Annotated in this window: 14 protein-coding genes; 7 read left to right on the forward strand and 7 right to left on the reverse strand. The window is 60.7% G+C overall.

The features are described from left to right. The first annotated feature begins 6 nt into the window (after positions 1-6). From KGA81_RS03305 to KGA81_RS03315, 3 genes are all read left to right on the forward strand, one after another. Entirely contained in the window at positions 7-1326 is a 1320-nt protein-coding gene (locus KGA81_RS03305; protein ID WP_223544555.1) for a S41 family peptidase, read from the forward strand. Between the two features lies 1 nt (position 1327). Further along, the gene (locus tag KGA81_RS03310) at positions 1328-2119 is read left to right on the forward strand and encodes a divergent polysaccharide deacetylase family protein (RefSeq protein WP_223544556.1); all 792 of its coding nucleotides are present in this window, start codon (positions 1328-1330) and stop codon (positions 2117-2119) included. A gap of 104 nt (positions 2120-2223) precedes the next feature. After that, on the forward strand, positions 2224-3447 hold the full coding sequence (locus KGA81_RS03315; protein ID WP_223544557.1) for a trypsin-like serine peptidase: 1224 nt from the start codon (positions 2224-2226) through the stop codon (positions 3445-3447). Positions 3448-3450: 3 nt separating this feature from the next. Here KGA81_RS03315 and KGA81_RS03320 read toward each other — a convergent pair whose 3' ends face one another. The 7 genes from KGA81_RS03320 to KGA81_RS03350 all read right to left on the reverse strand — a co-directional run bounded on the left by KGA81_RS03320 (position 3451) and on the right by KGA81_RS03350 (position 9272). Then, the gene (locus KGA81_RS03320; RefSeq protein WP_223544558.1) at positions 3451-4206 is read right to left on the reverse strand and encodes a substrate-binding periplasmic protein; all 756 of its coding nucleotides are present in this window, start codon (positions 4204-4206) and stop codon (positions 3451-3453) included. Positions 4207-4284: 78 nt separating this feature from the next. After that, positions 4285-5055 carry an imidazole glycerol phosphate synthase subunit HisF gene (gene hisF, locus KGA81_RS03325; protein WP_007972752.1) on the reverse strand — a complete coding sequence of 257 codons (771 nt, stop codon included), beginning with the start codon at positions 5053-5055 and terminating at the stop codon, positions 4285-4287. Between the two features lie 10 nt (positions 5056-5065). After that, the gene (gene hisA, locus KGA81_RS03330; RefSeq protein ID WP_223544559.1) at positions 5066-5803 is read right to left on the reverse strand and encodes a 1-(5-phosphoribosyl)-5-[(5-phosphoribosylamino)methylideneamino]imidazole-4-carboxamide isomerase; all 738 of its coding nucleotides are present in this window, start codon (positions 5801-5803) and stop codon (positions 5066-5068) included. Positions 5804-5845: 42 nt separating this feature from the next. Further along, complete coding sequence (locus KGA81_RS03335; protein WP_093227621.1) at positions 5846-6103, reverse strand: DUF2164 domain-containing protein; 258 nt, start codon at positions 6101-6103, stop codon at positions 5846-5848. Continuing rightward, positions 6104-6742 carry an imidazole glycerol phosphate synthase subunit HisH gene (hisH, locus tag KGA81_RS03340; protein WP_008047713.1) on the reverse strand — a complete coding sequence of 213 codons (639 nt, stop codon included), beginning with the start codon at positions 6740-6742 and terminating at the stop codon, positions 6104-6106. Then, a complete protein-coding gene (hisB, locus tag KGA81_RS03345) occupies positions 6742-7335 on the reverse strand; it encodes an imidazoleglycerol-phosphate dehydratase HisB (RefSeq protein WP_003186751.1) in 594 nt (197 codons plus the stop codon). The genes hisH and hisB overlap by 1 nt, the downstream gene beginning before the upstream one ends. Before the next feature lie 272 nt (positions 7336-7607). After that, a complete protein-coding gene (locus KGA81_RS03350; RefSeq protein ID WP_223544560.1) occupies positions 7608-9272 on the reverse strand; it encodes an OFA family MFS transporter in 1665 nt (554 codons plus the stop codon). A gap of 230 nt (positions 9273-9502) precedes the next feature. Between KGA81_RS03350 and panM the strand changes: the two genes are divergently transcribed. The 4 genes from panM to KGA81_RS03370 all read left to right on the forward strand — a co-directional run bounded on the left by panM (position 9503) and on the right by KGA81_RS03370 (position 13550). Next, positions 9503-9907, forward strand: coding sequence for an aspartate 1-decarboxylase autocleavage activator PanM (gene panM / locus KGA81_RS03355; RefSeq protein WP_223544561.1), 405 nt, complete (start codon positions 9503-9505; stop codon positions 9905-9907). Between the two features lie 78 nt (positions 9908-9985). Further along, positions 9986-12217: an AsmA family protein gene (locus tag KGA81_RS03360; protein ID WP_223544562.1), complete on the forward strand. Its 2232-nt coding sequence runs from the start codon at positions 9986-9988 to the stop codon at positions 12215-12217. Next, positions 12214-13281: an A/G-specific adenine glycosylase gene (gene mutY / locus KGA81_RS03365; RefSeq protein ID WP_223544563.1), complete on the forward strand. Its 1068-nt coding sequence runs from the start codon at positions 12214-12216 to the stop codon at positions 13279-13281. Before KGA81_RS03360 ends, mutY begins: the two co-directional genes overlap by 4 nt. After that, on the forward strand, positions 13278-13550 hold the full coding sequence (locus tag KGA81_RS03370; RefSeq protein WP_007972770.1) for an oxidative damage protection protein: 273 nt from the start codon (positions 13278-13280) through the stop codon (positions 13548-13550). Before mutY ends, KGA81_RS03370 begins: the two co-directional genes overlap by 4 nt. Positions 13551-13631: the final 81 nt, after the last annotated feature.

Below are 13631 nucleotides of genomic sequence, written 5' to 3' on the forward strand. Positions count from 1 at the left end.
TTCGACATGCTGTATTTGTCCCGCCTTACCTCGCTGGCCCTGACGATCGCCCTGGTGATCGGCGCGCCTCTGGCGTTTGCCGCTCAACCAGCCCCGGCGGTTGCGCCTGCAGGCACTGCTGCGACCACCAAGGCGCCACTGCCGCTGGATGAGTTGCGCACCTTTGCCGAGGTGATGGACCGGATCAAAGCCGCTTATGTCGAACCGGTGGACGACAAGACTCTGCTGGAAAACGCCATCAAGGGCATGCTCAGCAACCTCGATCCGCATTCGGCCTACCTCGGCCCTGAAGATTTCGCCGAGTTGCAGGAAAGCACCAGCGGGGAATTCGGTGGCCTGGGTATCGAAGTCGGCGCCGAAGACGGCCTCATCAAGGTGGTTTCGCCCATCGATGACACCCCGGCCTCCAAGGCCGGCATCCAGGCCGGTGACTTCATCGTCAAGATCAACGGCCAGCCGACCCGTGGCCAGAGCATGACCGAAGCCGTGGACAAAATGCGCGGCAAGATCGGCCAGAAAATCACCCTGACCCTGGTGCGCGACGGCGGCGCACCGTTCGACGTGACCCTGACCCGCGCCGTCATTCAGGTGAAGAGCGTGAAGAGCCAGTTGCTGGAGTCGGGCTACGGCTATATCCGCATCACCCAGTTCCAGGTCAAGACCGGCGAAGAGGTTTCCAAGGCCCTGGCCAAGCTGCGCAAGGAGAACGGCAAGAAGCTCAAGGGCATCATTCTCGACCTGCGCAACAACCCGGGCGGAGTGTTGCAGGCGGCGGTCGAAGTGGTCGACCACTTCATCACCAAGGGCCTGATCGTGTACACCAAGGGCCGTATCGCCAACTCCGAACTGCGCTTCTCTGCCACCGGCAAGGACGAAAGCGAAGCCGTGCCAATGGTCGTGCTGATCAACGGCGGCAGCGCTTCGGCTTCGGAAATTGTCGCCGGCGCCCTGCAGGACCAGAAGCGCGCCGTGCTGATGGGCACCACCAGTTTCGGCAAGGGCTCGGTACAGACGGTTCTGCCGCTCAACAACGAGCGCGCATTGAAGATCACCACGGCGTTGTATTACACGCCGAACGGCCGCTCCATCCAGGCCCAGGGCATCGTCCCGGACATCGAAGTGCGCAAGGCCAAGATCACCAGCGAGCAGGACAGCGACTACTTCAAGGAAGCCGACTTGCAGGGTCACCTGGGCAACGGCAACGGCGGCGCAGACAAACCGACCGGCTCCAGCGGCAAGGCCAAGCCGATGCCACAGGACGATGATTACCAATTGGCCCAGGCCCTGAGCCTGCTCAAAGGGCTGAGCATCACGTCCGGCCGTTGAGATGCTTCTGCGGTTGCTGATCGGGCTGTTGTGTTGTCTGGCGGGTGTTGCTCACGCAGAACCCGCCGGATCGACGCCCCACAAAGCCTACCTGAGTCTGATCATCGACGACCTGGGGCAGAACCTGCCCCGGGATCGCCGCGTGCTGGCCCTGCCCGGCCCGGTGACCACGGCAATCATGCCCGACACGCCCCACGCTACCGAATTCGCCCGCGAAGCCCATCGCGCCGGCAAGGTCGTCATTCTGCACATGCCTATGGATCCGGCCACCGGACCGTTCGCCTGGCATCCCGAACTGCCCGTCGAGGAGCTGGACAAACGCCTGGACGCCGCGTTCAAAATGGTCCCGTACGCCAGCGGCATCAACAACCACATGGGCAGCCGCATGACCGCACAACCAGCGGCTATGGCCTGGCTGATGGCGGACTTGCAACGACGACACAAGTTCTTCGTCGACAGCCGCACCAGTGCCCGGACCGAGGCCGCAGCCCAGGCGCAGAAGATCGGTCTGGCAAGCGTTTCGCGGGATGTGTTTCTCGATGATGAACGTACTGAAGCCGCAATCCTGACCCAGCTGCAGACCGCGATCAGCCTCGCGCACAAACAGGGTTCGGCGGTGATGATCGGGCATCCGTATCCGCAAACCCTGGCGGTGCTGGAACGCGAATTACCCAAGCTCAAGGCCCAGGGGATCGAGTGGATCGATATCCGGCAGATGATCAGCGTGCGCGGCAATCGGGCGACGGCGGCGCATGGCAAGGATGGGGTGTACCGCCTCCCGGCCACCCCGTAATTGCTCGTAGCCCACTTCATTTCGCGATAACTATTTATATCTGTCAGCACACCGACGCGTGCCACCATGGCGCTCACCCCGAATTTCATCACCAAGGAATGGCCATGAAATACTTCAGCTACCTTTGCTCCACAGGCCTGATTGGCCTACTAGCTACGTGCGCAGTGCAGGCCCGCGACCTGGGCGAAGGTGCCGTCAACGATTCACCTTCAAGAGCCCTGCAAAACAGCGAGCATTTTTATGAACTCTGGAGCGGTGTGGGGCGACTCAGTCTGCAGTCGGGAGAATCCTGTAGTGCCGTTCTTCTGGACACGCGAAACAGGCAAGGCCGTGCTAGTGGCCCTGCCTATCTACTCACCAGTGGTCATTGCGTATTCTTTCAGTACGGTTCGGCGCGGACCAATCTGCCTTTGAACGCCAGCGTCACCTTCCACTATTTTCATGACACGCCAAAACGTCAGCGCCAATACGCCATCCGAACCGCCCGATGGAGCAGTCTGGTCGGGAGCGATCTTGCAGTGCTGGAGGTCGAGGCCACATTGGCATCGCTCATACAGGCCGGAATCAATCCGCTCAAGCTGGCGTCCCATCAAACCGACGAGAGCCATGACGTGCTTAACGTTGGCGCGCCGGGCGGCTTTACCGAACAGGGGCTTCGATTGAGCGCCTGCGCTGAACAAACCGCCGGAACGTTCGTCGATCACCCGGGGGTGTTCCCTTTGGCCATGAAAAACAGCTGCGATCTTCACGCTGGCAGTTCCGGCAGCCCGATGCTGAACCGCCGCACCAACGAAATCACCGGCATCGTCAGTAAAGTCGCGGCCTCGCGCAATACACCAGCGCCGCCCGGCTGTGAGCAATCGACGTCTTGCACGGCCGCCCGTTTCAACTACAGCTACTCTGCCAACTTCCTGCACAAGTGCTTTATTGACGGTGTTTTCACCAGCGATGGCGTGGACTGCTCGTTGGAGCCGGTCGAGTTGACTGTCACGGAGCCTTGGAAGCTCAGGTCATACGTTCATAGAACGCAAAATGCGGATGGGCAGATTGTATTACCTACCTGGGACTTCAGGTTCTCCCTCGAAGCGCCCTTCTATCGCTACAAAACAGTCCGTAACGCCAGGGACTGCAAAGCTTTCGACAATTACAGCATCGCCATCAGCGCTGAAGACGCTTATATCAATACTGAAATCGGGCCACAAAGCGGCGCACATGCACTGTGCATTATCGGCGTCGGCTCCGCACAACAGAGCCTGACAAGGGCATCACTGAATAACGTGTTCACGAGAGCTGTGTATGCCGCTCCGTTTCAGGTTATATCGAGGTGATGATTACAGATACCGCGCCATGATGTCGTCCACCACTCCTTCCTTGCGTAGCTGATCCAGCGCGGCTTGCAGCTTGGCGACGGTTTCGTCCGGCACGTTCCTGTTCAACGCCAGGTACAGCTCGGCACTGTTGAATCGCAGCACGGTCTTGAGTCCGGTTACACCATCCTGCCGCGCCAGATACCGCCCGGCAGGATCACCGGTGGCCCACAGGTCGATCTGGCCGTTGACCAGTTTTTTCGCGTTGTCCTGATCACGCAGCACAACGATCGGGTTGAGGCCTTGCTTGGCCAGCGTCTCGGCGATGGCGTCGCCCTTGTAGGCGCCGATCTTGTACTTGCGCGCGTCATTCAAGTTTTCGAGGGTGATCTTGCTGTCAGCCTTGGCCAGCATGATCCAGTCGTCCGGGCCAATCGGACCGACCCATTTGAATAGCTTCTCGCGATCCGGCAACCGCGCCATGACGAATACGCCGTAACCGGGTTTTTCCAGGGTGAGTTTGTAGATTCGCTCCCAAGGGAAACGCAGCGTCAGGCTGTAGGTAATGTCGGCGCGCTTGAAGATCTCGCGGACGATATCGGTGGCGATGCCATTGATGTTCTCGTCCTGAGCGAAGTTCTTGCCGTTCTTCGCCATGTTGTATGGCGGGAAGTTTTCCGTCAGCAACACCAGGCCGGTATCGGAACGGTCTGCAGCGTGTGCCCCGTTAATGAGCAACAGAGAAGTACTGGCGAGAACGAGAAGAACGCGTCTAAGCATGTCTGACTACCGAAATCCATGGCGTACCCAAGAGTGCCTTGGGTATGCCATGGTGTCCACTGGACTGTATCGGTTTGTTTAACGCATCACGATTCCGCGATGGGCCATGTAGGCCTTGGCTTCCTGCACGGTGTATTCGCCGAAGTGGAAAATACTCGCCGCCAGTACCGCACTGGCGTGGCCTTCGATAATGCCGTCGGCCAAGTGCTGCAGGTTGCCGACACCGCCCGAGGCAATCACCGGAATGCCCAGCGCATCGCTGATGGCGCGGGTGACGCCCAGGTCGAAACCGTTTTTCATGCCGTCCTGATCCATGCTGGTCAGCAGGATTTCGCCGGCGCCCAGGCCTTCCATTTTCTTCGCCCACTCAACGGCGTCGAGGCCGGTTGGCTTGCGACCGCCATGGGTGAAGATTTCCCAGCGCGGGGTTTCTCCCGGCCCGGAAACCTTCTTCGCATCGATGGCCACCACTATGCATTGCGAGCCGAAATGCTGTGCGGCTTCGCCGACGAATTCCGGATTGAACACCGCGGCGGTGTTGATCGAAACCTTGTCCGCGCCCGCATTGAGCAGGTTGCGGATGTCCTGCACGGTGCGTACGCCACCGCCCACGGTCAGCGGGATGAACACCTGGCTGGCCATGCGTTCGACGGTGTGCAGCGTGGTGTCGCGGCCGTCGACGCTGGCGGTGATGTCGAGAAAGGTAATCTCGTCGGCGCCCTGTTCGTCGTAGCGACGAGCAATTTCCACCGGGTCACCGGCGTCGCGGATGTTTTCGAACTTCACACCCTTGACCACCCGGCCGTTGTCCACGTCCAGGCAAGGGATGATGCGTTTGGCCAGGGCCATGGTCGTTTCCTCAGCCTTTGTACGAATCGCAGAAAGCTTGCGCTTCGGCGACATCGAGGGTGCCTTCGTAGATCGCACGGCCCGTAATCGCACCGATGATGCCCGGCGCCTTGGCGTCGAGCAGGGTCTTGATATCACCCAGGTTGTGGATGCCACCGGAAGCGATCACCGGGATCTTCGTGGCAGCAGCCAGTGCCGCGGTGAACGGTACGTTGCAGCCCTGCATCATGCCGTCTTTGGCGATGTCGGTATAAACGATCGCGGACACGCCGTCTGCTTCAAATTGCCTGGCCAGGTCGATCACCTGGATAGTGCTGATCTCGGCCCAACCGTCGGTAGCAACGAAACCGTCCTTGGCGTCCAGGCCAACGATCACTTTACCCGGGAAGGCGCGGCAGGCTTCAGCGACAAAGGCCGGATCTTTAACGGCCTTGGTGCCGATGATCACGTAGCTCACGCCGGCTTTCACGTAGTGCTCGATGGTTTCCAGCGAGCGGATACCGCCGCCGATCTGGATCGGCAGGTTCGGGTAGCGCTTGGCGATGGCCGTCACCACTTCGCCGTTGACAGGCTGGCCTTCGAACGCGCCGTTCAGGTCGACCAGATGCAGACGGCGGCAACCGCCCTCCACCCACTTGGCAGCCATGCTCACCGGGTCATCGGAGAACACCGTGGAATCTTCCATGCGGCCCTGGCGCAGACGAACACAGGCACCGTCTTTAAGATCGATAGCGGGAATAATCAGCATCTGGCAAACCTTCAAATTTGAATGTTCAGCTTGGCTCGGAAATCAGTTTTTCTCGAGCGCCCACAGGTCGCTTTCGATGCTTTCGAACCTCTCTTTGAGGTGCGCCTGCACATCGAAAATCGCCCTGTTGTAATAATGCGGAGCAATTTCACGGGTAAACAGCTCAAGAATCTCAGCCGCCTCGAACGAGCCGAGGTCGAGTTCGAAGCGGTCTTCCATGAAACGCTTGATCTTGCGATTGGCCTCACTCTCCTGTTCGGGAGTGAGGGTCAGGATCGGCGGCTTTTTCTTGATTGCCATTTACCAGCGACCGTCCCACGCAGCGAAGTTCTGCAGCAACTGCAGGCCATGGGTATGGCTTTTCTCCGGGTGGAACTGCACGGCGAAACGCGAGCCTTCGGCCAGCGCTGCGGCGAAATCGACACCGTAGTGACCGCCACCCACCACCTGCCGCGCGTTGGCGGCAGCGATGTAGTAGCTGTGCACGAAGTAGAACCGTGCCATGTCCGGAATGTCGTGCCACAGCGGGTGACTGACCTTCTGCTTCACTTCGTTCCAGCCCATGTGCGGGACTTTCAGGTGTTCACCGTCTTCGACCAGATCCTTGCCGAAGAACTTCACCGCACCCGGGAACAAGCCGATGCAATCAACACCGTCGTTCTCTTCGCTGGTGTCGAGCAAGGCTTGCATGCCCACGCAGATGCCGAGGAACGGACGGTCCTGGCTGACTTCACGCACCAGCGAATCGAAGCCGAGGCGACGGATTTCCGCCATGCAATCGCGAATCGCGCCAACGCCGGGGAAAACCACCCGGTCGGCTTCGCGAATCACGTTGGCATCGCTGGTGATCAGCACCTTGCCGGCACCGACGTGCTCGAGGGCCTTGGCCACCGAGTGCAGGTTGCCCATGCCGTAATCGATAACCGCGACTGTCTGCATTACAGGACGCCCTTGGTCGATGGCATTTGCCCGGCCATGCGGTCATCGAGCTCGACGGCCATGCGCAGGGCGCGGCCGAAAGCCTTGAACACGGTTTCGATCTGGTGGTGGGTGTTGTGCCCACGCAGGTTGTCGATGTGCAAGGTGACGTTGGCGTGGTTGACGAAGCCCTGGAAGAACTCCTGGAACAGGTCAACGTCGAAGCCGCCGACGGTGGCGCGGGTGTACGGAACATGCATCTGCAGGCCCGGGCGACCGGAGAAGTCGATCACCACGCGCGACAGCGCTTCATCGAGCGGCACGTAGGCGTGGCCGTAGCGACGGATGCCTTTCTTGTCGCCGATGGCTTTGGTGAAGGCCTGGCCGAGGGTGATACCGACGTCTTCCACCGTGTGGTGGTCATCGATATGCAGGTCGCCCTTGCTGACAATATCCAGGTCGATCAGCCCGTGACGGGCGATCTGGTCCAGCATGTGCTCAAGAAAAGGAACACCGATATCGAATCGGGCCTTTCCGGTGCCATCGAGGTTGATCGAGGCTTTGATCTGGGTTTCCAGAGTGTCGCGCTCGACAGACGCCTTACGTTCGGCCATCACCAGCTCCGCAAAATCATTGGGCGAAAAAGGCAGTCATTATAGGCGTGCGGGCGCCAAACAGAAACACGCGAGGTGATATCCCTGACGGAGTGAATTCGGGGGCACCGGCGATGTACATGTCCGTACAAGCCGGCATTCATTGCGAATGCACGACTTTTGACCTTTTGTAGGAGCTGGCTTGTCGGGTCGCCGCATCGCAGCGAAGGCGCCGTGTCAGGCACACCATGCTGCTGCATTCGCCGGCAAGCCGGCTCCTACAGGGAGTGTTGTCAGTGAAACAGCACCGCCGTCTTCTGCAGCGTCACCCAAACACCCCACGCCAGCGGAATGCCCACCACCAGCCACGCCGCAATCGCCAGCGGTTTGGTGCCCGGCGCGGCTTTCCACTCCAGCGACGTGCTGGCATCAGCGCCTTTGTCATGGCCCAGCGCCTGTTCGGCGGCCAGTTCGGCGTCGGTCATGAAGTATTTGTCGGCCACCGGACGCACCAGCAGGTTGCACAGGAAACCCAACACCAGCAGGCCGGCGAGGATGTACAGGGTGATGTCGTAAGCGGCGGCGCGCTCGACGCCGATGCTCAACTGATACTCACGCAGATAGTTCACCAGCACCGGACCCAACACGCCCGCCGCCGCCCATGCGGTCAACAGGCGACCGTGGATCGCACCGACCATTTGCGTACCGAACAGGTCCGCCAGATACGCCGGAACAGTCGCAAAACCACCGCCATACATCGACAGGATGATGCAGAACGCCGCCACGAACAGCGCGACGTTGCCCAGGTGGCCGAGGTTCGGAATCAGTGCGTACAGCGCAAAACCCAGGGCGAAGAACACGAAGTAGGTGTTTTTGCGGCCCAGGTAATCCGAGAACGAAGCCCAGAAGAAACGCCCGCCGATGTTGAACAGGCTCAGCAAACCGGTGAAACCGGCAGCGATGGCGGCAATCGAAGCCAGTTGTGAAGCATCGAGTTGACCGAATGCCAGGTCATTGCCCAGCAACTTGCCACCGAACACTTCCTGCAACAGCGGCGACGCCATGCCGAGGATGCCGATACCGGCCGATACGTTCAGGCACAGCACCAGCCACACCAGACGGAACTGCGGTGTCTTCCAGGCCACATTCACGTGAACATGACGATGAGTGATCATCGCGTTCGAGGCTTTTTTCGCCGGGGCGGTCCAGCCTTCAGGCTTCCAGCCGGTTGGCGGGACGCGGTAGGACAACGCGCCACCGATCATGAACACGAAGTAAATCGCGGCCATCACCAGGAAGCTCTGCCACACGCCGACGCTGGCGGGCGAAGCGAAATGCCCCATCAACGCCGCCGCCAGTGGAGCACCGACCATTGCGCCGCCGCCGAAGCCCATGATCGCCATGCCCGTCGCCATGCCGCGCTTGTCCGGGAACCACTTGATCAGGGTCGACACCGGCGAAATGTAGCCCAGGCCCAGGCCGATACCGCCAATGACCCCGGAGCCGATCCACATCAGCCAGATCTGGTGGGTATACACCCCCAGCGCCGAGATCAGCAGGCCGCCGCACCAGCACAGCGCCGATACGACACCGGCCTTGCGCGGCCCGGCGTGTTCCAGCCAGCCACCCCAGATCGCTGCAGAGCAGCCCAGGAAGATGAAGAACAGGGTATAGATCCAGCCGAGCATCGAGATCGGCCAGTCACACTGGGACGAAAAGACTTGTGCAATAAAGCTCATGTCCGGCGCGCAGGCTACCGCAGCGGTGATGCCCAGCGCCTTGGACAGCGGCAACCAGAACACCGAAAAGCCGTAGGCCATGCCGATGCACAAGTGGATGGCCAACGCGGCCGGTGGCACCAGCCAACGGTTGAAACCGGGCTTGGCGATGATCCGTTCCTTGGACAGGAACGCAGGCTGGTCGGCGCGCAAGCCGTCCGCCGTGATGCTCGTGGTCATTGTGTATCCCCCAGTAATCAGTAGGGTTCGCCAGCCACGGTTCACTCCCGGCCTTGATACACGCAGGCATGACCGTTTTTTGGTGGAGCACCTTGTTGTGCGACAACAGGTCGCAGAAGGACGGACGAACGGGCAAAGGTTACCATCTGCAAGTGCCAGAAAAACCAAACTGACATCACCTTTTGTACGTCATCCGATCTCTCTCACCTCATGACCTCACGGGAATCACCATGCCGATCATTGTCGAGCCGCTGAACCAAATCACTGCCCAGGATCGGCAGGATCTGCACAAGATCTACCACGACGCCCCGGACTGGCTGTTCGCGCCGTTTTCCGGGGAAGCGCAGTTGATCGAAGACTGTTTGCGCGACGGCACACTGATCGCCGGACGCTTCAATGATCGCCTGCTGGGCGCGGCCCGCTTGCAAAGGCACCAAGACGCCTGGCACTTGTCCCAAATATGTGTGCGAAAAATTACCCGTCGCCGCGGGGTTGCCGAGCGACTGGTCGCCGAAGCCCGGAAAATGGCCGAGCAATCGGGTATGACGCTGCGCTTGCTGGCGCCTGCCGGGCATCTGGAGGCGCAAGCACTGGCGGCCAAGTTGAAACTGCCGCTGGATGTACTGCCGACGTGATCGCTGACCGGCCGTCTGTTCGGGGGCGCTATACTCCTCGGCTAAATTTTGAATTCGACTAATTACAAGGACTCGCCCATGAAAGCGTTCGGCAAAATCCTGGGTCTGGTGCTTCTCGGGTTGTTGCTGATCATTGTGGCGCTGGGCTTTGCCCTGACCCACCTCTTCGATCCCAACGACTACAAAGACGAGATTCGCCAGATTGCCCGCGACAAGGCCCACATCGAGCTGACGCTCAATGGCGATATCGGCTGGAGCCTGTTCCCGTGGCTGGGCCTGGAGTTGCACGACGCCAGTGTCGCGACCATGGTCAAACCGACCGAACCGTACGCCGACCTGCAGATGCTCGGTCTGTCGGTGCGCGTACTGCCGCTGCTGCGCCGCGAAGTGCAGATGAGCGACGTGCGCGTCGAAGGCCTGAACCTGCGCCTGAACCGCGACAAGGATGGTCACGGCAACTGGGAGGATATCGGCAAGCTGCCTGCAACGGCCAGCGCCGACGCGTCCGGCACCCCGCCAGCCGCTACCGAACCTGCGCCCCAAGCCAGCGTTGCGGCGGAAAAACCGCCTCAGCCGATCCGCCTGGACATCGACAGCCTGACCGTGAACAACGCCCGCGTTGAGTACAACGATGAAAAAACCGGCAAACAGTTCAGCGCCGAAAGCATCCAGCTGAGTACCGGCGCGGTGCACGACTCCACCAACATCCCGGTCAAACTCACCGCCTTCCTGGGCACCAATCAGCCAGTCTTGCGGGTGCGCACCGAGCTCAACGGCGAGCTGCGCATCGAGCGCGCCCTGCAACGCTACAAATTCGAAGACATGAAACTGTCCGGTGAAGTCGCCGGCGACCCGTTGCAAGGCAAGACCATGACGTTCTCCGCCCAGGGTCAGCTGGCGCTGGACAAGGCCGCCAACGTTGCCGAATGGACCGGTATCAAGATCTCCGCCAACCAACTGCGGGCACTGGGTGAACTGAAGGTCAACGACCTCGACAAGACTCCACAAGTCAGCGGCGGCATCTCGATTGCCCAGTTCGACTTGGCGAAATTCGTCGACAGCATCGGCCAGAAACTCCCGGCCATGGCCGAAGGCAGCCTGAGCAAGGTCGAGCTGGTCAGCCGTCTGGCGGCAACACCCACCAGCCTGGCGCTCGACGACCTCAACCTGAAAGTCGACGACAGCAGCTTCAGCGGCCGTATCGCCGTCGAAGATTTCGCCAAGCAATCGCTGCGCGCAGCACTCAAGGCCGACACCTTCAACGTCGACCGTTACCTGCCACCGAAATCCGCCGAGGCCAATAGCGCGACACAAGTGCGTCAGGCCGAAGTCGCCAGCACCGAATCCGAGGCCATGGCCAGCGCCGGCAGCACTCCATTGCCACCCGCGCCGACCAAGGACGCGTGGAGCAGCGGGCGCCTGTTGCCCGTGGAACGCTTGAGCAAGCTCGATGTGGACGCCGACCTGAGCTTCGGTCAGTTGACCCTGCAAAAACTGCCGATCCATAACGCTGCGCTCAAGGCCACCGGCCAGGGCGGCCTGTTGACACTGGCCAACCTGCGCGGCGACCTGTACGAGGGCAGCTTCGAAACCACCGGCACGCTCGATGTACGCCAGCCAGTGCCGGCGCTGAATCTGCAGACGAAGATCAGCCGGGTACCGGCAGAAAAAATCCTCGAAAGCCAGGGCAAGAATCCGCCGGTCAAAGGCCTGGTCACGCTCAACAGCAGCCTGACCGGTAGCGGCAACAGCCAGAAAGCATTGATCGAAACCCTCAACGGCAACGCCAGTTTCGTCATCAACAATGGCGTGCTGCTCAACGCCAACCTTGAGCAACAACTGTGCAAAGGCATCGCCACGCTCAACCGCAAAACCCTCGGCAGCGAGCCGCGTGGCAAGGACACACCGTTCCAGGAGCTCAAGGGCAACCTGACCTTGCACAACGGCGTGGCCAGCAACCCGGACCTGAAAGTGCGCATCCCGGGCATGACCGTCAATGGTGACGGTGACATCGATCTGCGAGTGCTGGGCATGGACTACCGCGTCGGCATCATCGTCGAAGGCGATACCAGCGCCATGCCGGACCCGGCCTGTCAGGTCGGCGAGAAGTTTGTCGGCATCGAGTGGCCACTGCGCTGCCGCGGCCCGCTGGAGCTGGGCGCCAAGGCTTGCCGTCTGGATAACGACCGTATGAGCCAGGTCGCAGCCAAACTGACTGGCGACAGGATCAGCGAAAAAATCGACGAAAAATGGGGCGACAAGGTCAACCCGAAACTCAAAGACGCGCTCAAGGAGCTGTTCAAGCGATGAGAGCCGAGCAGTTTTCAACGGCGGTGCTGGACTGGTTCGACCGCCACGGCCGGCACGATTTGCCCTGGCAGCAGGGCATCAACCCGTATCGGGTATGGGTCTCGGAAATCATGTTGCAGCAGACCCAGGTCAGCACCGTGCTGAACTACTTCGACCGCTTCATGGCCTCGTTGCCAACGGTCGAAGCCCTGGCGGCGGCACCGGAAGACGAAGTGCTGCACCTGTGGACGGGCCTGGGTTACTACACCCGCGCGCGCAATTTGCAGAAGACCGCGAAAATCGTCGTCGAGCAGTACGGCGGCGAATTTCCCCGGGACGTGGAAAAACTCACTGACCTGCCGGGGATCGGCCTGTCCACCGCCGGCGCCATTGCCAGCATCAGCATGGGCCTGCGTGCGCCGATCCTCGACGGCAACGTCAAACGCGTGCTGGCGCGCTTTACCGCACAAGAGGGCTACCCCGGCGAGCCGAAGGTGGCCAAACAGCTCTGGGCCAACGCTGAGCGCTTTACACCGCAGACCCGCGTCAACGCCTACACCCAGGCGATGATGGACCTGGGCGCCACGCTCTGCACCCGCAGCAAACCGAGCTGCCTGCTGTGCCCGCTGGAAAAGGGCTGCGAGGCGCACATGCTCGGCCTGGAAACCCGCTACCCGATCCCCAAGCCGCGCAAAACCATCCCGCAGAAACGCACGCTGATGCCAATGCTCGCCAACGGCGAGGGCGCGATCCTGCTTTACCGTCGCCCGTCCACGGGCCTGTGGGGCGGATTGTGGAGCCTGCCGGAACTCGACGACCTCGACGACCTGGAACATCTGGCAGCGCAGCACTCGCTGGAACTGGGCACCCAACAGGCATTACCGAGCCTGGTGCACACCTTCAGCCATTTTCAGTTATCCATCGAACCCTGGCTGGTTCAGGTCCAGGAATCCGGCCATCACGTGGCCGAGGCTGACTGGCTCTGGTATAACCTCGCCACCCCGCCGCGCCTGGGCCTTGCCGCCCCGGTCAAAACCTTGCTCGAACGCGCGGCCGCCGTATTGAACGCAGGAGAGTCGTCATGACCCGCACCATCATGTGCCGCAAGTACAAAGAAGAATTGCCAGGCCTGGAGCGCGCTCCCTTCCCGGGCGCCAAAGGCCAGGACATTTTTGACCACGTCTCGGCCAAGGCCTGGGCCGACTGGCAAAAACACCAGACCCTGCTGATCAACGAAAAACGCCTGAACATGATGAACGCCGAAGATCGCAAATATCTTCAGGGCGAGATGGACAAATACTTCTCCGGCGAGGATTACGCCAAGGCCGAAGGCTACGTGCCGCCGTCGGAATAACCCCGATTTATCGGGGGTCGGAACGTAAGCGACGGTAATAATTAAATTTTTTTTGATAACTTGCTTGACGACCCCCCGAAA

This window comes from Pseudomonas sp. A-B-19, from assembly GCF_019947515.1.
GTDB lineage: Bacteria > Pseudomonadota > Gammaproteobacteria > Pseudomonadales > Pseudomonadaceae > Aquipseudomonas.